At 41.2% G+C, this 20,357-nt stretch carries 19 protein-coding genes; 18 read left to right on the top strand and 1 reads right to left on the bottom strand.

The window, feature by feature from the left end:
* The first annotated feature begins 147 nt into the window (after positions 1–147).
* From PCY17_RS02245 to PCY17_RS02205, 9 genes are all read left to right on the top strand, one after another.
* A complete protein-coding gene (locus tag PCY17_RS02245; protein WP_001135659.1) occupies positions 148–846 on the top strand; it encodes an N-acetylmannosamine-6-phosphate 2-epimerase in 699 nt (232 codons plus the stop codon).
* 113 nt (positions 847–959) lie between these two features.
* Complete coding sequence (locus PCY17_RS02240; RefSeq protein ID WP_042768568.1) at positions 960–2,288, top strand: ABC transporter substrate-binding protein; 1,329 nt, start codon at positions 960–962, stop codon at positions 2,286–2,288.
* 219 nt (positions 2,289–2,507) lie between these two features.
* Positions 2,508–3,374 carry a carbohydrate ABC transporter permease gene (locus PCY17_RS02235; RefSeq protein WP_161800156.1) on the top strand — a complete coding sequence of 289 codons (867 nt, stop codon included), beginning with the start codon at positions 2,508–2,510 and terminating at the stop codon, positions 3,372–3,374.
* A gap of 15 nt (positions 3,375–3,389) precedes the next feature.
* Complete coding sequence (locus tag PCY17_RS02230) at positions 3,390–4,229, top strand: carbohydrate ABC transporter permease (RefSeq protein ID WP_001183243.1); 840 nt, start codon at positions 3,390–3,392, stop codon at positions 4,227–4,229.
* Between the two features lie 387 nt (positions 4,230–4,616).
* Entirely contained in the window at positions 4,617–5,069 is a 453-nt protein-coding gene (locus PCY17_RS02225) for a YhcH/YjgK/YiaL family protein (protein ID WP_070838283.1), read from the top strand.
* 20 nt (positions 5,070–5,089) lie between these two features.
* Positions 5,090–5,734 (top strand): YesL family protein, encoded by a 645-nt coding sequence (locus tag PCY17_RS02220; RefSeq protein WP_070838285.1) that lies wholly within the window; start codon positions 5,090–5,092, stop codon positions 5,732–5,734.
* A 172-nt stretch (positions 5,735–5,906) separates the two neighbouring features.
* On the top strand, positions 5,907–6,824 hold the full coding sequence (locus PCY17_RS02215; protein WP_033630084.1) for a dihydrodipicolinate synthase family protein: 918 nt from the start codon (positions 5,907–5,909) through the stop codon (positions 6,822–6,824).
* Between the two features lie 17 nt (positions 6,825–6,841).
* Positions 6,842–7,738, top strand: a complete 897-nt coding sequence (locus tag PCY17_RS02210; protein ID WP_301391130.1) for an ROK family protein — start codon at positions 6,842–6,844, stop codon at positions 7,736–7,738.
* A 407-nt stretch (positions 7,739–8,145) separates the two neighbouring features.
* A complete protein-coding gene (locus PCY17_RS02205) occupies positions 8,146–8,763 on the top strand; it encodes a DNA alkylation repair protein (protein WP_247924322.1) in 618 nt (205 codons plus the stop codon).
* 234 nt (positions 8,764–8,997) lie between these two features.
* On the opposite strand, the gene PCY17_RS02200 is transcribed toward PCY17_RS02205, so the two are convergent.
* Complete coding sequence (locus tag PCY17_RS02200) at positions 8,998–9,849, bottom strand: MurR/RpiR family transcriptional regulator (RefSeq protein WP_247924321.1); 852 nt, start codon at positions 9,847–9,849, stop codon at positions 8,998–9,000.
* A gap of 255 nt (positions 9,850–10,104) precedes the next feature.
* Here PCY17_RS02200 and pbp2b point away from each other — a divergent pair, with 255 nt between their 5' ends.
* From pbp2b to PCY17_RS02155, 9 genes are all read left to right on the top strand, one after another.
* On the top strand, positions 10,105–12,147 hold the full coding sequence (pbp2b, locus tag PCY17_RS02195; protein WP_084921700.1) for a penicillin-binding protein PBP2B: 2,043 nt from the start codon (positions 10,105–10,107) through the stop codon (positions 12,145–12,147).
* 10 nt (positions 12,148–12,157) lie between these two features.
* Positions 12,158–12,754: a recombination mediator RecR gene (gene recR / locus PCY17_RS02190; RefSeq protein ID WP_000966754.1), complete on the top strand. Its 597-nt coding sequence runs from the start codon at positions 12,158–12,160 to the stop codon at positions 12,752–12,754.
* Positions 12,755–12,926: 172 nt separating this feature from the next.
* The gene (locus PCY17_RS02185; RefSeq protein ID WP_129313347.1) at positions 12,927–13,970 is read left to right on the top strand and encodes a D-alanine--D-alanine ligase; all 1,044 of its coding nucleotides are present in this window, start codon (positions 12,927–12,929) and stop codon (positions 13,968–13,970) included.
* An 83-nt stretch (positions 13,971–14,053) separates the two neighbouring features.
* Entirely contained in the window at positions 14,054–15,427 is a 1,374-nt protein-coding gene (gene murF / locus PCY17_RS02180; RefSeq protein ID WP_247954546.1) for a UDP-N-acetylmuramoyl-tripeptide--D-alanyl-D-alanine ligase, read from the top strand.
* The gene (locus tag PCY17_RS02175; RefSeq protein WP_247924319.1) at positions 15,414–16,025 is read left to right on the top strand and encodes an NUDIX hydrolase; all 612 of its coding nucleotides are present in this window, start codon (positions 15,414–15,416) and stop codon (positions 16,023–16,025) included. The genes murF and PCY17_RS02175 overlap by 14 nt, the downstream gene beginning before the upstream one ends.
* An 88-nt stretch (positions 16,026–16,113) precedes the next feature.
* Entirely contained in the window at positions 16,114–16,818 is a 705-nt protein-coding gene (locus PCY17_RS02170; RefSeq protein ID WP_247924318.1) for a TIGR02206 family membrane protein, read from the top strand.
* A 217-nt stretch (positions 16,819–17,035) separates the two neighbouring features.
* The gene (ftsA, locus tag PCY17_RS02165) at positions 17,036–18,406 is read left to right on the top strand and encodes a cell division protein FtsA (protein ID WP_000196342.1); all 1,371 of its coding nucleotides are present in this window, start codon (positions 17,036–17,038) and stop codon (positions 18,404–18,406) included.
* Positions 18,407–18,422: 16 nt separating this feature from the next.
* A complete protein-coding gene (gene ftsZ, locus PCY17_RS02160) occupies positions 18,423–19,679 on the top strand; it encodes a cell division protein FtsZ (RefSeq protein ID WP_000144261.1) in 1,257 nt (418 codons plus the stop codon).
* 3 nt (positions 19,680–19,682) lie between these two features.
* The gene (locus tag PCY17_RS02155) at positions 19,683–20,354 is read left to right on the top strand and encodes a YggS family pyridoxal phosphate-dependent enzyme (protein ID WP_049505659.1); all 672 of its coding nucleotides are present in this window, start codon (positions 19,683–19,685) and stop codon (positions 20,352–20,354) included.
* The last annotated feature ends 3 nt before the right edge of the window (positions 20,355–20,357 follow it).

The following is a 20,357-nucleotide window of genomic DNA, read 5'->3' as shown; positions in this document are numbered from 1 at the left end:
AAATCATAAGAAGTCTGAAACTACTTTCAGGATAGTCTGTTCTATAAAATAGTTTTGAAACTGAAATCTATTCTACCACAAGCTATTGAAAGCGCTTAACAAATGATATATAATAAGCCCATAAGAACAAGAAAGGGAGGAAAGAGGATGCCACAGATCAGCAAAGAAGCCTTGATTGAACAGATCAAAGATGGAATCATTGTCTCTTGCCAGGCACTTCCTCACGAACCGCTTTATACAGAAGCGGGAGGAGTCATTCCCTTGCTAGTCAAAGCGGCTGAGCAAGGTGGAGCAGTCGGTATCCGAGCAAACAGTGTTCGTGATATCAAGGAGATCAAGGAGGTTACGAAACTCCCGATTATCGGGATTATCAAACGTGACTATCCGCCACAGGAGCCTTTCATTACAGCTACGATGAGAGAAGTGGATGAACTGGCTGAACTAGATATTGAGGTCATTGCTCTGGATTGTACCAAACGTGAACGTTACGATGGTTTGGAAATCCAAGACTTTATCCGACAAGTCAAAGAAAAATATCCGCATCAACTCTTGATGGCTGATACCAGCACGTTTGAAGAAGGAATTGCAGCGGTTGAAGCAGGTGTTGATTTTGTTGGAACAACCCTATCAGGTTATACCTCTTATAGTCCGAAGGTAGATGGTCCAGACTTTGAACTGATCAAAAAACTCTGCGATGCCGGCGTGGATGTCATCGCTGAAGGGAAGATTCATACACCAGAACAAGCTAAGCAAATCCTTGAATATGGGGTGCGAGGTATCGTTGTTGGTGGAGCGATTACTAGACCAAAAGAGATTACGGAACGCTTTGTTGCCGGTCTTAAATAACACAATCTCAAAACAGAGGAGAGTGGTCGATGCGTCGGACAAAATGAAAACGTATACAAATATAAAGAACTCATTATCCAATATGGATACGCTTATCAATTAGGAGAATACAAATGAAATTTAGAAAACTAGCTTGTACAGTACTTGCAGGTGCTGCGATTCTTGGCCTTGCTGCTTGTGGTAACTCTGGTGGAAGCAAAGATGCTGCAAATTCTGGTAGCGATAGCGGAAAAACAGAAATCACTTGGTGGGCATTCCCAGTCTTCACACAAGAAAAAACGGGTGACGGTGTTGGAACTTATGAAAAATCAATCATCGAAGCTTTTGAAAAAGCAAATCCAGATGTAAAAGTGAAATTGGAAACCATCGACTTCAAGTCAGGTCCAGAAAAGATCACAACAGCTATCGAAGCGGGAACAGCGCCAGACGTACTCTTTGACGCACCAGGACGTATCATCCAATACGGTAAAAATGGTAAATTGGCTGAGTTGAACGACCTTTTCACAGATGAATTCGTCAAAGATGTGAACAACGAAAACATCGTACAAGCAAGTAAGGCTGGAGACAAAGCCTACATGTATCCAATCAGTTCAGCACCATTCTACATGGCAATGAACAAGAAAATGTTGGAAGATGCTGGTGTAGCTAACCTTGTTAAAGAAGGTTGGACAACTGATGACTTTGAAAAAGTTTTGAAAGCCCTTAAAGATAAAGGCTACACTCCAGGTTCATTGTTCAGTGCTGGTCAAGGGGGAGACCAAGGAACACGTGCCTTCATTGCAAACCTTTACGGTGGTTCTGTAACAGATAAAGATGTAACTAAATATACAACTGACGATCCTAAATTCGTCAAAGGTCTTGAAAAAGCTGCTAGCTGGATTAAAGACGGTTTGTTGAACAATGGTTCACAATTTGACGGTGGAGCAGACATCCAAAACTTTGCCAACGGTCAAACTTCATACACAATCCTTTGGGCACCAGCTCAAAACGGTATCCAAGCGAAACTCTTGGAAGCAAGTAAGGTAGATGTGGTAGAAGTACCATTCCCATCAGACTCTGGTAAACCATCTCTTGAATACCTTGTAAACGGATTTGCAGTATTTAACAACAAAGACGATAAGAAAGTCGCAGCTGCTAAGAAATTCGTTCAATTCATCGCAGATGACAAAGAATGGGGTCCTAAAGACGTAGTTCGTACAGGTGCTTTCCCAGTTCGTACTTCATTTGGTAAACTTTATGAAGACAAACGTATGGAAACAATCAGTGGCTGGACTAAATACTACTCACCATACTACAACACTATCGATGGATTTGCTGAAATGAGAACACTTTGGTTCCCAATGTTGCAATCTGTATCAAATGGTGACGAAAAACCAGCGGATGCTTTGAAAGCCTTCACTGAAAAAGCTAACGAAACCATCAAAAAAGCTACAAAACAATAAGCACTAAGTCAGATTGATTCCCCCCTTTTCCCTGTGCACTATGGTGTAAGAAAAGGGGGACTTTTATTTGAAATGGTAGGAACTGTCACGAAATTAAAATGAAGTTCTTACATAAGCGAATCTTAAAAAATTTCATTTTGGTTTTAAAACAGTTCAAGAAAATCAAAAACTATTCTATTTGAAAGAGAGGTGCCGACTGTGAAAGTCAATAAAATTCGTATGCGGGAAACAGTGATTTCCTACGCTTTCCTAGCACCAGTGTTATTCTTCTTTGTCATCTTTGTCTTGGCTCCTATGATTATGGGATTCATTACAAGTTTCTTTAACTACTCCATGACTAAATTTGAGTTTGTGGGCTTGGACAACTACATTCGTATGTTTAAAGATCCTGTCTTTATGAAGTCTTTGATCAATACCGTTATCCTGGTTATTGGATCTGTTCCGATTGTGGTTCTCTTCTCGCTCTTTGTAGCATCTCAAACCTATCATCAAAATGCCATTGCCCGTTCTTTCTATCGTTTCGTCTTCTTCCTTCCTGTAGTTACAGGTAGTGTTGCCGTAACGGTTGTATGGAAATGGATCTATGACCCACTATCAGGGATTTTGAACTTTGTCCTTAAGTCAAGCCATATCATCAGCCAAAACATTTCTTGGCTGGGTGACAAAAACTGGGCTTTGCTAGCGATTATGATCATCCTTTTGACAACATCTGTTGGTCAACCGATTATCCTTTATATCGCTGCCATGGGGAATATTGACAACTCACTTGTTGAAGCAGCGCGTGTTGACGGTGCGACTGAGTTTCAAGTCTTCTGGAAGATCAAATGGCCTAGCCTTCTTCCAACAACTCTTTACATCGCAATTATTACGACTATCAACTCATTCCAATGTTTCGCCTTGATTCAGCTCTTGACTTCTGGTGGTCCAAACTACTCAACAAGTACCTTGATGTACTACCTTTACGAAAAAGCCTTCCAATTAACAGAGTACGGCTATGCAAATACCATCGGTGTCTTCTTGGCAGTGATGATTGCCATTGTCAGCTTTGCTCAATTCAAGATCCTCGGAAACGACGTAGAATACTAAAGAAAGGAGACAGTTATGCAACCTACACAAAAGAAACCTTTAACAGCTTTCACTGTTATTTCAACGATTATCTTGCTCTTGTTGACCGTGCTGTTCATCTTTCCATTCTACTGGATCTTGACAGGGGCCTTCAAATCACAACCTGATACCATTATGATTCCGCCACAGTGGTTCCCTAAAATGCCAACCATGGAGAACTTCCAACAACTCATGGTGCAAAACCCTGCTATGCAGTGGATGTGGAACTCTGTATTTATCTCACTGGTAACCATGTTCCTAGTCTGCGCAACCTCTTCTCTAGCAGGTTATGTCTTGGCTAAAAAACGTTTCTACGGTCAACGCATCCTCTTTGCAGTCTTTATCGCTGCCATGGCGCTTCCAAAACAAGTTGTCCTTGTACCATTGGTACGTATCGTTAACTTCATGGGAATTCACGATACTCTTTGGGCAGTTATCTTGCCTTTGATTGGATGGCCATTTGGGGTCTTCCTCATGAAACAGTTCAGCGAAAACATCCCTACAGAATTGCTTGAATCAGCTAAAATCGACGGTTGTGGTGAGATTCGTACCTTCTGGAGCGTAGCCTTCCCTATCGTGAAACCAGGATTTGCAGCCCTTGCGATCTTTACCTTCATCAATACTTGGAACGACTACTTTATGCAGTTGGTTATGTTGACTTCACGTCAAAACTTGACCATCTCACTCGGGGTTGCGACCATGCAGGCCGAAATGGCAACCAACTATGGTTTGATCATGGCGGGTGCAGCTCTTGCAGCCGTGCCAATTGTAACCGTCTTCCTTGTCTTCCAAAAATCCTTCACACAGGGGATTACTATGGGAGCGGTCAAAGGTTAAGAAAAGTAAATTAGTGTATCAAGATTGCAGAAGTGGTCTTGACATGCCATGGAAATACAGAGTTATAAGTGTCTACAAAATGGAGAGTATGCAGTTACTTCGTGAAGTTTTGTCAGACACTTATAAACTTAAGAATGAACTCTTTTCATGATACTAGTTAGAGTAGGTTCGTTTTATGGTGGCTATTTTCCGCTTTAGTGGTATCTAAGATAAGAATCTTACGCTTATCTTAGACGGAATTTTGAGACTGACGATGAAAGAGCAAAAGGCTCAAAAATTAGGAATGAAATACCGAAGAAATTTGCTTCCGTCCGCACTATTACAGGGAAATAGAGAAGGATAATTCGAAACTGAAAAATAGTAACTATCAGAAACGAAGGAAACAGTATGATTTTTGACGATTTGAAAAACATCGCCTTTTACAAGGGTATCCATACCAATCTAGACAAGGCTATCGACTATCTCTATCAGCACCGTAAAGATTCTTTCGAACTCGGTAAGTATGAGATTGACGGGGACAAGGTCTTTCTAGTTGTGCAGGAAAATGTCCTCAATCAAGCTGAAAATGATCAATTTGAGCACCATAAGAACTATGCAGACTTGCATTTGCTGGTAGAAGGACATGAATATTCGAGCTACGGTTCACGTATCAAAGACGAAGCAGTAGCATTCGACGAAGCGAGCGACATTGGCTTTGTCCATTGTCATGAAAAATACCCACTCTTGTTGGGCTATCACAATTTTGCAATTTTCTTCCCAGGAGAACCTCATCAGCCAAATGGCTACTCAGGGATGGAAGAAAAGGTTCGCAAATATCTCTTTAAAATTTTGATTGATTAAAAGAATCAGGAGGAGCAAACATGGCACAAAAAGGGGTAAGCCTTATCAAGGCAGCATTTGATACAGATAATTTTCTCATGCGTTTCAGTGAGAAGGTCTTGGATATCGTGACAGTCAATCTTCTTTTTGTCGTCTCTTGTTTGCCCATCGTGACGATTGGAGTGGCAAAAATCAGCCTCTATGAAACCATGTTTGAGATTAAGAGAAGCAGACGGGTACCAGTATTTAGAACTTATATAAGGGCCTTCAAGCAAAATTTGAAACTGGGGCTTCAGTTGGGTCTGTTAGAGTTAGGCATTGTGTCATTAAGCCTTCTAGACCTCTATCTCTTCTGGGGACAGACTGCTTTGCATTTCCAGATTGTGAAAGCTATATGTTTGGGGATTCTCATCTTCCTCACTCTCGTGATGCTGGCTAGTTATCCCATCGCTGCGCGCTATGATTTGTCTTGGAAAGAAGTGCTGCAAAAAGGGCTTATCTTGGCAAGTTTTAACTTTCCTTGGTTCTTCCTCATGTTAGCCATTCTCTTTCTTATAGTGATGGTTCTTTATCTATCCGCCTTCACTCTCCTTTTGGGTGGGTCAGCCTTTATCCTCTTTGGCTTTGGTTTACTAGTTTTTCTCCAAGCAGGATTGATGGAGAAAATCTTCGCCAAATACCAGTAGGATGGCTTGTTTCTGAAACTACTTTCAATCGTTACAGTTTCTAAAATACAAGTAGAAACTAAAATCTAAGTGTATACAAGATATTGAAAGCGATTTTCACAAGGTGTATACTAAACTTGTAAAAAATAGAACTGCTCTCAGCAGAAAAAAAAGAAATCTTAGGAGAAAATCTATGTCAGATTTGAAAAAATACGAAGGTGTCATTCCAGCCTTCTACGCATGTTATGATGATCAAGGAGAAGTCAGTCCAGAGCGTACACGCGCCTTGGTTCAATACTTTATTGATAAGGGAGTTCAAGGTCTCTATGTCAATGGTTCTTCTGGTGAATGTATTTACCAAAGTGTGGCAGATCGCAAATTGATTTTGGAAGAAGTCATGGCAGTTGCCAAAGGGAAATTGACTATCATCGCTCATGTAGCTTGCAACAATACCAAAGACAGTATGGAACTTGCTCGCCACGCAGAAAGTTTGGGTGTAGATGCTATTGCAACGATTCCACCGATTTACTTCCGCTTGCCAGAATACTCAGTTGCCAAATACTGGAACGATATCAGTGCTGCAGCTCCAAATACAGACTATGTTATCTACAATATTCCTCAATTGGCAGGTGTTGCTTTGACTCCAAGTCTCTACACTGAAATGTTGAAGAATCCTCGTGTTATCGGTGTTAAGAACTCTTCTATGCCAGTTCAAGATATCCAAACCTTTGTCAGCCTTGGTGGAGAAGACCACATCGTCTTTAATGGTCCAGATGAACAGTTCCTAGGTGGACGCCTCATGGGTGCTAAAGCTGGTATCGGTGGTACTTATGGTGCGATGCCAGAACTCTTCTTGAAACTCAATGAGTTGATTGCTGAGAAAGACTTGGAAACAGCGCGTGAATTGCAGTATGCTATCAATGCAATCATTGGCAAGCTCACTTCTGCACATGGAAATATGTACGGTGTGATTAAGGAAGTCTTGAAGATCAATGAAGGCTTGAACATTGGATCAGTTCGTTCACCATTGACGCCAGTGACTGAAGAAGATCGACCAGTTGTAGAAGCAGCAGCGCAATTGATTCGTGAAACCAAGGAGCGCTTCCTCTAATCCATAAGGAGGTATTTATGACACACTACGTTGCAATTGATATCGGTGGAACCAATATCAAATATGGTTTGATTGACCAAGAAGGTCAACTTGTTGAATCGCATGAAATGCCAACTGAGGCGCATAAGGGTGGACCTCATATCTTACAAAAGACAAAAGATATCGTAGCCAGCTATTTAGAAAAAGGCCCAGTAGCAGGTGTTGCCATTTCTTCTGCAGGAATGGTGGATCCTGATAAGGGTGAGATTTTTTATGCTGGTCCTCAGATTCCCAACTATGCAGGAACCCAGTTCAAGAAGGAAATTGAGACGAGCTTTAATATCCCTTGTGAGATTGAAAATGATGTCAACTGTGCAGGTCTTGCTGAGGCAGTATCTGGTTCAGGCAAGGGAGCGAGTGTCACACTTTGCTTGACCATTGGAACCGGTATCGGTGGTTGCTTGATTATGGATGGGAAAGTCTTCCATGGATTTAGCAATTCGGCCTGCGAAGTCGGTTACATGCACATGCAGGATGGAGCTTTTCAGGATCTTGCTTCTACGACAGCCTTGGTTGAGTATGTAGCAGTAGCTCATGGAGATCCAGTTGATCAGTGGAATGGCCGACGCATCTTCAAGGAAGCTACCGAAGGAAACAAGATCTGTATGGCAGGTATTGACCGCATGGTAGACTATTTAGGAAAAGGTCTGGCAAATATTTGCTACGTTGCCAATCCAGAAGTAGTCATTCTCGGTGGCGGTATCATGGGACAAGAGGCTATCCTCAAACCAAAGATCCGCACAGCCTTGAAGGCCGCCTTGGTACCAAGCTTAGCTGAAAAAACACGATTGGAATTTGCCCATCATCAAAATACAGCAGGGATGTTGGGTGCCTATTATCATTTTATACTCAATGAAAATCAAAGAGCAAAGTAGGAAGCTAGCCGTAGGCAGTACTTGAGTACGGCAAGGTGAAGCTGACGTGGTTTGAATTTGATTTTCGAAGAGTATCAAGACAAAACAATCCTAGTTTGGAGCTATAGAATTAAGAAAAACACTGAATCACTACTCGAGTGAAAACTGTTTTGCTTAATTTTTTTTGATGATAGAAAAACTGTCAAGTATATGAAAAGTAGTGGAAAGACAAAGAGAATTACAAAAAAAAGAACGATAGGAGCAGATTTCCTACCATCGAAAAATATATGAGAGGAGATAGCCTTAGAAGACGGTACAAGCTCTCTACTTTGTTTCTAAATACTAAACCTAATCCAAGAAGAAAAAAGTGATATAATGAGATGGACGAGAAATTGACAAATTGGGATTTTGTTAGGAGGCGAGGCTAATTGAAAGAATATATTTTGAGTTTAGAAAAAGAATTCTCTTTGATAGAAAATGGCTTTAAAGAGCAAGAAAAAAGAGCATTTGCTGATTATAAATCTAATAATAATGAGTATAGCAAAAAATTAGCATTTTTAGCTTATAAATCCAATGTATATCAAGTTAGAATGTATGGTGTGTTTCTCTTTGGATATTTATCATCAGATGAAGAAATTTTAAGATTTATGAGAGATGAAGTTTCTAAAGACGATAATTGGAGAGTTCAAGAAGTATTAGCAAAGGCATTTGATGAATTTTGTAAGAAAACAGGTTATGAAAATTCACTTTCTATTATTGATGAATGGCTACAAAATAGCAATCCAAATACAAGAAGAGCAGTTACAGAGGGTTTGAGAATATGGACAAGTAGACCGTATTTCAAGGAAAATCCGAATGAAGCTATTGAAAGAATTGCAAACTTAAAAGAAGATGGAAGCGAATATGTAAGAAAATCTGTTGGAAATGCTTTAAGGGATATTAGTAAGAAATTCCCAGAGTTGATTAAAATTGAACTTGATAGTTGGGATTTAGAAAGTAAAGAAATAAAGCAAGTTTACAAGCTGGCGAGTAAATTAATTGTATGACAATACCCAGTTTGTTAAAGTAAAACAATTAAATAAGATTATAGAGAGGAAGTAAAAGCAAATAGCCGATACTTCCTTTTTTGTTGTCAAAAATTCAAAAAAGGAAAGGGGAATTTATGGCAGAACTGAAAAACATAGATAAAAAATCATTAGCACAAAGAGAAAGATTGGAAAGATCACTTATGAGCCTATTATCATTTCAAAACAAAACAATCCTAGTTTGGTCCAACCAAACTAGGATTTTCTAGCGCGTTTTTGTCTACGATAGCCGTTGAGTTTTTTATTTTCCCAATAGCTATTAAAGATTTTTTCCTTGCTCTCACGATTGATTTCTAAAAAGTAAGCATAAATCAAATCTGTTAAAAAGAGCATAGGGAGCTGAGCGGAAATACGCTGGATATATGAAGATTGGCTATGACTTGCGACTAGGACGGTTTCGGTGTAGGCCTGACAGTCTTTGCTAGGAGAACTGGTAAAGAGAATGGTCTTGGCGCCCATATCCTTGGCATCCAGCAAACTATCTAGGACAGATTGGGTAGTGCCAGACAGGGAAAAACCTAGCACCAAACAATTTTCATCCATGATACTGGTCGTCCAAGCAAAACCATCTTGATCGGTTAAGGCTTCGCAGACCACACCTAATCGCATAAAACGTAGCTTCATCTCACGGGCAATCAGACCAGAACTTCCCGTCCCAAAAAAGTAAACCCGTTCAGCATCATCGATTAGCTGAGCAACTCGTTCAAGTTGCGCTTCATCAATCAAATCCTGCGTGTGTTCCCGCATGATGCTGTAGCTTCGTAAAACTCGTTTGGTCAAGGGACTGTGTTTGTGTGAATGAGTGTCCTGTTTACTAGCCTGGTGTTGGTATTGAAAAACAAATTCTCGGTAGCCTGTAAAACCACACTTTTTGGCAAAGCGAGTCAGAGCTGCTTGGGAGATATGTAATTTCTGGGTAACTTGCTGAGAAGAAAGATCATCTTGGATCGTTTCAGGTTGTAAAAAATAGCGAGCGATTTCTTGCTCAAGCTCGGTTAATTCTTCAAAATGGAGGTCGATTATGGTTGCGATATCCTGCTTTTTCATGGAGCTCCTTTTCATGAGTCAAAGTCTTAAAAGTTAACGCTTTCCTAACTATTACTATCATTATATCATAGAAGTTAGGATAACCAAATAAAAAGGCATTTTCAGTTGAAAGTCAAAAAATGCTTCGACTTTTCCAAGAGTTTCTCCGTAAAATATGGTACAATGAAATATACTGAGCTTCACCTGTTTGCTCTATTATTTTAGGGAAAATAAAGGTGGAAATCGGGAATTTTTCTAGAAAAGAGTCTTAGTTGTATGAGAAAATTCAATAGCCATTCGATTCCGATTCGGCTTAATTTATTATTTGCGATTGTCATCCTGCTCTTTATGGCCATTATTGGTCGTTTGTTATACATGCAGGTGCTCAATAAAGATTTCTATGAAACAAAATTGGCCTCAGCCAGCCAAACAAGGGTAACAACCAGTTCAGCTCGTGGACAGATCTATGATGCGGCAGGGAAACCCTTGGTAGAAAATACTGTCAAGCAAGTTGTTTCTTTCACACGAAACAATAAAATGACAGCAACTGAATTGAAGGAGACAGCCAAGAAACTCCTCACGTATGTAAATGTAACCTCTCCTGATCTGACAGATCGACAGATTGCAGACTACTACTTGGCGGACCAGGATATTTACAAAAAAACAGTCGAATCCTTGCCAAGCGACAAACGCCTGGATTCAGATGGGAACCGCTTATCGGAAGCGACACTTTACAATAATGCGGTTGAAAGCATTGACGTGAGTCAACTTAATTATACAGATGACCAGAAAAAGGAAATCTATCTCTTTAGTCAGCTCAATGCCGTTGAAAATTTTGCAACGGGAACCATTTCTACGGACGCCTTAGATGATACCCAAGTTGCTCTCGTTGCATCAGCGTCCAAGGAATTACCAGGTATCAGCATTTCAACCTCATGGGATCGTAAAGTACTGGATACATCTTTATCAACAATCGTTGGTAGCGTTTCAAATGAGAAGTCAGGACTTCCAGCTGAGGAAGTTGATGCTTATCTCAAAAAAGGGTATTCTCTCAATGACCGAGTGGGAACTTCCTATCTTGAAAAGCAATATGAAGATGTTCTTCAAGGCAAACGCTCCGTCAAAGAAATCCACCTCGACAAACACGGAAATATGGAAAGTGTGGAAAATGTCGAAGAAGGAAGCAAAGGAAACAATATCAAGTTAACGGTTGACCTAGCTTTCCAGAATGGTGTGGATGACCTACTCAAGAGTTACTTCAACTCAGAGTTGGGCAATGGTGGAGCCAAATATTCTGAAGGAGTCTACGCCGTAGTCCTCAATCCTAAAACCGGAGCAGTTTTGGCCATGTCAGGTGTCAAGCATGATGTCGAATCCGGAAAATTAAGTTCAGATTCGCTTGGAACGATAACCAATGTCTTTGTGCCAGGATCTGTCGTTAAGGCAGCGACCATCAGCTCTGGTTGGGAAAATGGAGTCTTGTCAGGTAATCAAACCTTGACAGACCAGCCGATTGTTTTCCAAGGTTCGGCCCCTATCAATTCATGGTATACCTTGTCCTATGGCTCTTTCCCTATCACAGCAGTTGAGGCTTTGGAATACTCTTCTAATACTTACATGGTTCAAACTGCGCTAGGAATCATGGGACAAACCTACACACCAAATATGACAGTCGCAACGGGACAGTTAGAGACTGCAATGGGCAAATTGCGATCAACCTTTGGGGAATATGGACTCGGAGCTTCAACAGGGATTGACCTCCCAGATGAATCTACAGGATTTACGCCAAAAGAATTTGATTTGGGGAACTATATCAATAATTCCTTTGGTCAGTTTGACAACTACACACCGATGCAGCTAGCCCAGTATGTCGCAACCATTGCAAACAATGGCGTACGTTTGGCTCCTCACATCGTTGAAGGGGTTTATGGAAACAATGACCAAGGTGGCTTAGGCAGTCTAGTTCAGGAAACAGCTGCCAAGGAAATGAACAAGGTCAATATCTCAGAAGCCGATATGGCTATCTTGCACCAAGGTTTCTATCAAGTTTCGCATGGAACGAGTGCCCTTACGACAGGTCGTGCCTTTTCAAATGGCGCAGCCGTATCCATCAGTGGGAAAACGGGTACTGCCGAAAGTTACGTTAATGGCGGTCAAAAAGCTAATAACACCAATGCCGTCGCTTATGCACCGTCGGATAATCCCCAAATTGCGGTCGCAGTCGTCTTTCCTCATAACACCAACCTAACAAACGGTGTTGGACCTTCCATTGCGCGCGACATTATCAACCTCTATAACCAACACCATCCAATGAATTAGAAAGGAACTTATGCTGTATCCAACACCTATTGCCAAGCTGATTGATAGCTATTCAAAGCTTCCGGGTATCGGGATTAAAACGGCTACCCGCCTAGCCTTCTATACCATTGGAATGTCTGATGATGATGTCAATGAATTTGCCAAAAATCTCCTGTCTGCTAAGCGGGAATTGACCTATTGTTCCATCTGTGGCCGTTTAACGGATGATGATCCTTGCTCGATCTGTACGGACCCGACTCGAGACCAGACAACCATCTTGGTGCTAGAGGATAGTCGCGATGTGGCTGCTATGGAAAACATCCAAGAATACCACGGACTCTATCACGTCTTGCACGGCCTCATTTCTCCGATGAATGGTATCAGCCCAGACGATATCAACCTCAAGAGTCTCATGACCCGTCTTATGGATAGTGAGGTTTCAGAAGTGATCGTGGCAACCAATGCGACAGCGGATGGAGAAGCGACATCTATGTATCTCTCTCGTCTCCTCAAGCCAGCTGGCATCAAGGTCACTCGCCTAGCACGAGGACTAGCCGTGGGAGCAGATATCGAGTATGCGGACGAAGTCACACTCTTACGAGCCATTGAAAATCGGACAGAGTTGTAGGAGTAGACAATTTACGAACTAAATTTATTCATAAGAAAATTAAGGAGACCGACTTTGATGTTATAGGTCTCTTTTATGTTTCTTGAATTCTAGTACCATGTTCAAGTTTCAAAAAAGAAGCAAATATGATATACTAAAGAACGAGTATTCTATTAGAATTGGAACAAATAATATGAAACAAACGATTATTCTTTTATACGGTGGACGGAGTGCAGAGCGTGAAGTCTCTGTCCTTTCAGCTGAGAGTGTGATGCGTGCGGTCAACTACGATCGTTTCACTGTCAAAACTTTCTTCATCAGCCAATCAGGTGACTTTATCAAAACGCAAGAATTTAGCCAGACTCCAGGTCAAGAAGATCGTCTCATGACTAATGCGACTATTGACTGGGATAAGAAAGTTGCACCAAGTGCCATCTACGAAGAAGGTGCAGTGGTCTTTCCGGTTCTTCATGGTCCGATGGGAGAAGATGGTTCAGTTCAAGGATTCTTAGAAGTTTTGAAAATGCCCTATGTTGGTTGCAATATCTTGTCATCAAGCCTTGCCATGGACAAAATTACGACTAAGCGTGTTTTAGAATCAGTAGGGATTGATCAAGTACCTTATGTGGCCATTGTCGAAGGCGATGATGTGACTGCTAAAATCGCTGAAGTTGAAGAAAAATTGACTTATCCAGTCTTCACGAAACCGTCAAACATGGGTTCAAGTGTCGGTATTTCTAAGTCTGAAAACCAAGAAGAACTCCGTCAAGCCTTGGAACTCGCCTTCCAATATGACAGCCGTGTCTTGGTAGAGCAAGGGGTGAATGCTCGTGAAATCGAGGTTGGTCTCTTGGGCAACTATGATGTGAAGAGCACGCTTCCTGGTGAAGTGGTCAAGGATGTTGCCTTTTATGACTACGATGCCAAATATATCGATAACAAGATTACCATGGACATCCCAGCCAAGATTAGTGATGATGTAGTAGCTGTCATGCGTCGAAATGCTGAAACAGCCTTCCGTGCAATCGGTGGCCTCGGTCTGTCTCGTTGTGATTTCTTCTATACAGATAAGGGCGAGATTTTCCTAAACGAGCTAAATACCATGCCAGGTTTTACCCAGTGGTCTATGTATCCACTACTTTGGGACAATATGGGAATCAGCTACCCAGAACTAATCGAGCGTTTGGTTGACCTTGCTAAGCAAAGTTTTGACAAGCGCGAAGCGCATTTGCTATAAAATGAAAGAGAGGGTAGAAGCCGGAACTATCACTGCAAGGTGAGTCGAGTTCTCGGACTTCAACCCTTTTTAAAGGAGTAGAAATGAAATTAACAATCCATGAAGTGGCCCAAGTTGTAGGAGCTAAAAATGACGTTAGTCTTTTTGCGGACGTTCAGTTAGAAAAGGCTGAGTTTGACAGTCGTTTGATTGGGACAGGTGATTTGTTTGTGCCACTTAAAGGTGCGCGTGACGGTCATGACTTTATCGAAACAGCTTTTGAAAATGGTGCAGTAGTAACCTTGTCTGAGAAAGAGGTTGCAAATCATCCCTACATTCTAGTAGACGACGTTTTGACTGCCTTTCAAACCCTCGCCGCCTACTATCTTGAAAAAACGGCAGTTGATGTCTTTGCCGTTACGGGTTCAAATGGTAAGACAACGACCAAGGATATGTTGGCGCATTTACTGTCAACAACCTACAAGACCTACAAAACTCAAGGCAATTACAATAACGAGATTGGTCTTCCTTACACAGTTCTTCATATGCCAGATGATACTGAAAAATTGGTCTTGGAAATGGGGCAGGATCACTTGGGGGATATCCATCTCTTGTCTGAATTGGCTCATCCTAAGACAGCCATTGTGACCTTGGTTGGAGAGGCTCATTTGGCCTTTTTCAAAGACCGTTCTGAGATTGCCAAAGGAAAAATGCAGATTGCAGATGGTATGGCTTCAGGTTCTTTGCTTCTGGCACCAGCTGACTCGATTGTAGAGGACTACTTGCCTACAGATAAAAAGGTGGTTCGTTTTGGGCCAGGAGCAGAGCTGGAAATCACAGACTTGGTTGAGCGCAAGAATAGTCTGACCTTTAAGGCCAATTTCTTGGAGCAAGCCCTCGATTTGCCAGTGACAGGTAAGTACAATGCCACCAATGCTATGATTGCTGCTTATGTGGCTCTTCAAGAAGGAGTGTCAGAGGAGCAAATTCATCAGGCCTTTCAGAACCTAGAATTGACCCGCAATCGTACTGAGTGGAAGAAAGCAGCCAATGGAGCAGATATTCTGTCTGACGTATACAATGCTAATCCAACAGCTATGAAGTTGATTTTGGAGACATTCTCTGCCATCCCAGCCAACGAAGGAGGCAAGAAAATCGCTGTCTTGGCAGACATGAAGGAACTCGGAGACCAGTCTGTCCAACTCCATAACCAGATGATTTTGAGCCTATCGCCAGATGTGGTGGATACCGTGATTTTCTATGGAGAAGATATTGCGGAATTAAGCCAGCTGGCTAGTCAAATGTTCCCAATCGGTCACGTTTTCTACTTCAAGAAAACAGCTGACGAGGACCAATTTGAAGACCTAGTCAAGAAGGTTAAGGAAAGCCTTGGAGCCAATGACCAAATTTTGCTTAAAGGCTCTAACTCCATGAATCTAGCCAAGCTGGTAGAAAGTTTAGAAAATGAATGCAAGTGATTTTACCAAGTATCTGCAAAGAATGCTAGCCATTACGGATACTGGATTAACCTTTACAAAAGATCCTTTCGACCGTGAGCGCTACGAGGACTTGCGAATCCTGTTATCTGAAATGTTGAATCAGGTATCAGACCTCGATGCAGAAGAAGTGGCAGAAGTCATGAAACCGACTTCCGCTTATGCAACTCCTCTGATGGACGTCCGTGCTTGGATTGTTGAGGATGAAAAAGTATGTTTAGTTAGAGGAAAAGGGGAGGATAGTTGGGCTTTGCCAGGTGGATTTGGTGAAGTCGGCTACTCTCCAACCGAAAATATTCTTAAAGAAATTGAAGAAGAAACTGGTTTTACAGCAAAAGCTGAAAGGCTGCTTGCAGTTTTTGATACCAATCGTTTCCAACTACAGAGCAAACAATATGCAAAGTTTGTCTTTGAATGTCAACTTCTTGACGGACAATTTCAAGAAAATCAAGAAATTGCTGACCTTCAATTTTTTGCCATTGACCAATTGCCAGTCTTATCTGAAAAACGCATCACCAAGGAGCAAATGGAGATTCTTTGGCAAGTATATAAAGGACAAAGAGACCAATATCTTGACTGAGAAGATTATTATCGTATTTCTGAATTCATTTTTTTCTATTGGCATGGTATAATATGTGAGAAGATTTTGAAATAATGAGGAATATTAAATGAATTTATGGGATATTTTCTTTACGACGAAAGCCACAGAACCACCCCAATTTGATCTTGTCTGGTATGTAAGTTTATTTACTTTATTAGCTTTGACCTTCTATGCTTCTTATCGCTATTACGATAAAAAAGTCTATCAACGTTTTTTCCAAATTTTACAAGCTGTCCAGTTGATTCTTCTCTATAGTTGGTACTGGGGAAATCACATGCCGCTGTCAGAAAGTTTACCATTTTATCATTGTCGTATGGCGATGTTTGTAGTGCTGTTACTTCCTGGTAAGTCAAAATACAAGCAATATTTTTCTCTACTTGGAATCTTTGGAACGCTTGCGGCTTTTGTGTATCCAGTACCCGATGCCTATCCTTTTCCCCACATAGCCATCCTGTCTTTCATTTTTGGTCACCTAGCTCTTCTAGGAAATTCTTTGGTTTATTTATTTAGACACTATGACCCTCGATTATTGGATGTTAAGGGGATTATTTTATTAACCTTCTCACTTAATGCTCTGATTTTTGTGGTTAATTTAGTGACTGGAGGAGATTATGGATTCTTGACAAAGCCACCATTGGTTGGTGATCATGGCTTAGTGGCCAATTACCTGATTGTGTCGCTAGTATTAGCTACAGCTATTAGTTTGACCAAGAAAGTATTAGAAGTTTTTTTAGAGCAGAAAGCAGAAAAAATACTTGTGAAGAAAGCTTAATTTTAAGCTTTCTTTTTTTGTAAAAAACGATACTTTTTTTAAAGTAAGGCTGTTAAGATAAAAAAATAGAAATAAAAAGTGAAAAAATGACTAGGAAATTTATCAAAATCTAAGCACAATAAGATATTTTGTGTTATAATATTCTTTGAATAGCTATGCCCAAACATAGTTATTAAATAGAAGTGAGAAACTTGGAAGACAGAGAGGATGCGATGTAATGACTAGAGATGGTTTTTTTACAGGCTTAGATATCGGAACTAGCTCGATTAAAGTGCTAGTAGCTGAGCATAGAGATGGCGAAGTAAATGTAATTGGTGTTAGCAATGCCAAAAGTAAAGGTGTAAAAGACGGAATTATTGTTGATATTGAAGCAGCTGCTTCAGCGATCAAATCCGCAATCACACAGGCAGAAGAGAAAGCTGGTATTTCTATTAAGTCTGTTAACGTTGGCCTTCCAGCAAACCTCTTGCAAGTTGAACCAACACAAGGAATGATTCCTGTAACTTCAGATACCAAAGAAATCACGGATCAAGATGTTGAAAATGTTGTCAAATCAGCTTTGACTAAGAGCATGACTCCTGATCGTGAAGTGATTACCTTTATTCCAGAAGAATTCATCGTGGATGGTTTCCAAGGTATCCGTGACCCTCGTGGTATGATGGGTGTTCGCTTGGAAATGCGTGGCCTGCTTTACACAGGTCCTCGTACGATTCTACACAATCTTCGCAAGACGGTTGAGCGTGTAGGTATTCATGTTGATAATGTGATTATTTCACCTTTGGCAATTGTCAACTCCGTTCTTAACGAAGGCGAACGCGAATTTGGTGCGACTGTCATTGACATGGGTGGAGGTCAGACTACTGTAGCGACTATCCGCAACCAAGAATTGCAGTTCACTAACATCTACCAAGAAGGTGGAGATTACGTTACTAAAGACATTTCTAAAGTCTTGAAAACATCTCAAAAAATTGCAGAAAGTTTGAAACTGAACTATGGTGAAGCTTACGTTCCACTAGCAAGTAACGAAACTTTCCAAGTTGAAGTAATTGGTGAAGTAGAACCTGTTGAAGTAACAGAAAGCTACTTGGCAGAAATTATCTCAGCACGCATCAAACATATCTTTGACCAAATCAAACAAGAGTTGGAAAGAAGACACTTGTTGGATTTGCCAGGAGGTATCGTCCTTATCGGTGGAAATGCAATTTTGCCAGGAATTGTTGAATTAGCCCAAGAAGTATTTGGTGTTCGCGTAAAACTCCATGTACCAAATCAAGTTGGAATTCGCAACCCTGCATTTGCTCACGTGATTAGCTTGTCTGAGTTTGCTGGTAAATTGACTGAAGTCAATCTTCTTGCTCAAAAAGCAGTTAAAGGAGATGAGTTCCTTCGTCAAAAACCAATCAACTTTGGCATTCCAAATCAACGTTTGAATCCAGTAGCGCAACCAAGTCCAGCACAAGCAGCTCCAGCTGAAACTGTGACGGATGCTCCAGTTGCTCCTAAGGAAGAATTCCAAGCAAGTTCTCAAAGTAAACCGAAGCTAACAGAACGTTTCCGTGGTTTGATCGGAAGCATGTTTGATGAATAAAAGAGGATAAGAAATTATGACATTTTCATTTGATACAGCAGCAGCTCAAGGCGCAGTTATTAAGGTAATTGGTGTCGGTGGTGGTGGTGGTAACGCCATCAACCGCATGGTTGACGAGGGTGTTGCTGGTGTAGAATTTATCGCAGCCAACACTGATGTACAAGCCCTTAGCAGTACGAAAGCAGAAACAGTTATCCAACTTGGTCCAAAATTGACTCGTGGTTTGGGTGCTGGAGGACGTCCAGAAGTTGGACGTAAAGCTGCAGAAGAAAGTGAAGAAGCTTTGACGGAAGCTATCACTGGAGCGGACATGGTCTTTATCACTGCAGGTATGGGTGGTGGATCTGGTACAGGTGCAGCCCCTGTTATTGCACGTATCGCTAAAGATCTTGGTGCTCTTACAGTTGGTGTTGTGACACGTCCTTTCGGATTTGAAGGAAGCAAACGTGGCCAGTACGCTGTAGAAGGAATCAACGAACTTCGCGAGCATGTTGATACTTTGTTGATTATCTCTAATAACAACTTGCTTGAAATTGTTGATAAGAAAACGCCACTTCTTGAAGCTCTTAGCGAAGCAGATAACGTTCTTCGCCAAGGTGTTCAAGGGATCACTGACTTGATCACGAATCCAGGATTGATTAACCTTGACTTTGCTGACGTGAAAACTGTAATGGCCAACAAAGGGAATGCCCTTATGGGGATCGGTATCGGTAGTGGTGAAGAACGCGTTGTTGAAGCGGCTCGTAAAGCTATTTACTCTCCACTTCTTGAAACAACTATTGATGGTGCAGAGGATGTCATCGTCAACGTTACTGGTGGTCTTGACTTGACTTTGATTGAAGCAGAAGAAGCTTCAGAAATTGTCAACCAAGCAGCTGGTCAAGGTGTAAACATCTGGCTTGGAACATCAATTGACGAAAGCATGAAGGATGAAATCCGTGTTACTGTTGTAGCGACAGGTGTTCGTCAAGAGCGCGTGGAAAAAGTAGTTGGAGCTCGTAACAACCAACCAGTTGGACGTCCATCAACTAAAGCGCCACAAGCACACACATTTGACCGTCAATTCGACTTGGAAGAGACAGCAGAATTGCCTAAATCAAGCCCACGTCGTTTTGAAACAAACCAAGCCTCTGCTTTTGGAGACTGGGATTTGCGTCGTGAGTCTATTGTTCGCCAAACAGATCCAGTTGTTTCACCAGTAGAACGCTTCGAAACACCAGTTTCACAAGATGAAGATGAATTGGATACACCTCCATTCTTCAAAAATCGTTAATCAATGAATTTGAAAAAAAATACTGAATTAGTTTTTCAGCAAATAGCTGATGCTAGTCAAGAAGCCAACCGTGCTCTAGATGCTGTTTCAGTAATCGCAGTGACAAAGTATGTAGATGTACAAACAGCGGAAGCCTTGCTTCCGCTTGGTGTCCGTCATATAGGTGAAAATCGAGTCGATAAATTTTTAGAAAAATATCAGGCCTTGAAAGATTACCCAGTTACTTGGCATTTAATAGGAACACTACAGAGACGGAAAGTGAAAGAAGTAATCCCATTTGTGGATTACTTTCATGCTTTAGACTCCTTAAAGTTAGCCCAGGAAATTCAAAAGAGAACAGATCATGTTATCAAGTGTTTCTTGCAGGTCAATATTTCTGGGGAAGAAAGCAAGCATGGGTTTTCAAAAGAAGAATTGCTAGAACTTTTGCCAGAATTGGCTAAGTTAGATCAGATTGAGTATGTTGGTTTAATGACCATGGCTCCTTTTGAGGCAGACAGTGATGAATTGAAAGAAATTTTCAAGGATACGCAGGCTCTGCAAGCAGAAATTAGAGAAAAACAAATCCCTAATATGCCGATGACAGAGCTAAGCATGGGAATGAGTCGTGATTTTAAAGAAGCGATTCAGTTCGGCTCAACCTTTGTTCGAATCGGTACAGCATTTTTTAAATAGGAG

Source organism: Streptococcus sp. SO2 (assembly GCF_030440025.1).
This window is presented reverse-complemented; position numbering and strand designations above follow the sequence as displayed.

Bases quoted from the DNA above. Each gene is read 5' to 3' on its own strand.
- PCY17_RS02245 (WP_001135659.1), top strand. From the start codon at position 148: ATGCCACAGATCAGCAAAGAAGCCTTGATTGAACAGATCAAAGATGGA.
- PCY17_RS02240 (WP_042768568.1), top strand. From the start codon at position 960: ATGAAATTTAGAAAACTAGCTTGTACAGTACTTGCAGGTGCTGCGATT.
- PCY17_RS02235 (WP_161800156.1), top strand. From the start codon at position 2,508: ATGCGGGAAACAGTGATTTCCTACGCTTTCCTAGCACCAGTGTTATTC.
- PCY17_RS02230 (WP_001183243.1), top strand. From the start codon at position 3,390: ATGCAACCTACACAAAAGAAACCTTTAACAGCTTTCACTGTTATTTCA.
- PCY17_RS02225 (WP_070838283.1), top strand. From the start codon at position 4,617: ATGATTTTTGACGATTTGAAAAACATCGCCTTTTACAAGGGTATCCAT.
- PCY17_RS02220 (WP_070838285.1), top strand. From the start codon at position 5,090: ATGGCACAAAAAGGGGTAAGCCTTATCAAGGCAGCATTTGATACAGAT.
- PCY17_RS02215 (WP_033630084.1), top strand. From the start codon at position 5,907: ATGTCAGATTTGAAAAAATACGAAGGTGTCATTCCAGCCTTCTACGCA.
- PCY17_RS02210 (WP_301391130.1), top strand. From the start codon at position 6,842: ATGACACACTACGTTGCAATTGATATCGGTGGAACCAATATCAAATAT.
- PCY17_RS02200 (WP_247924321.1), bottom strand. From the start codon at position 9,849: ATGAAAAAGCAGGATATCGCAACCATAATCGACCTCCATTTTGAAGAA.
- pbp2b (WP_084921700.1), top strand. From the start codon at position 10,105: ATGAGAAAATTCAATAGCCATTCGATTCCGATTCGGCTTAATTTATTA.
- recR (WP_000966754.1), top strand. From the start codon at position 12,158: ATGCTGTATCCAACACCTATTGCCAAGCTGATTGATAGCTATTCAAAG.
- PCY17_RS02185 (WP_129313347.1), top strand. From the start codon at position 12,927: ATGAAACAAACGATTATTCTTTTATACGGTGGACGGAGTGCAGAGCGT.
- murF (WP_247954546.1), top strand. From the start codon at position 14,054: ATGAAATTAACAATCCATGAAGTGGCCCAAGTTGTAGGAGCTAAAAAT.
- PCY17_RS02175 (WP_247924319.1), top strand. From the start codon at position 15,414: ATGAATGCAAGTGATTTTACCAAGTATCTGCAAAGAATGCTAGCCATT.
- PCY17_RS02170 (WP_247924318.1), top strand. From the start codon at position 16,114: ATGAATTTATGGGATATTTTCTTTACGACGAAAGCCACAGAACCACCC.
- ftsA (WP_000196342.1), top strand. From the start codon at position 17,036: ATGACTAGAGATGGTTTTTTTACAGGCTTAGATATCGGAACTAGCTCG.
- ftsZ (WP_000144261.1), top strand. From the start codon at position 18,423: ATGACATTTTCATTTGATACAGCAGCAGCTCAAGGCGCAGTTATTAAG.
- PCY17_RS02155 (WP_049505659.1), top strand. From the start codon at position 19,683: ATGAATTTGAAAAAAAATACTGAATTAGTTTTTCAGCAAATAGCTGAT.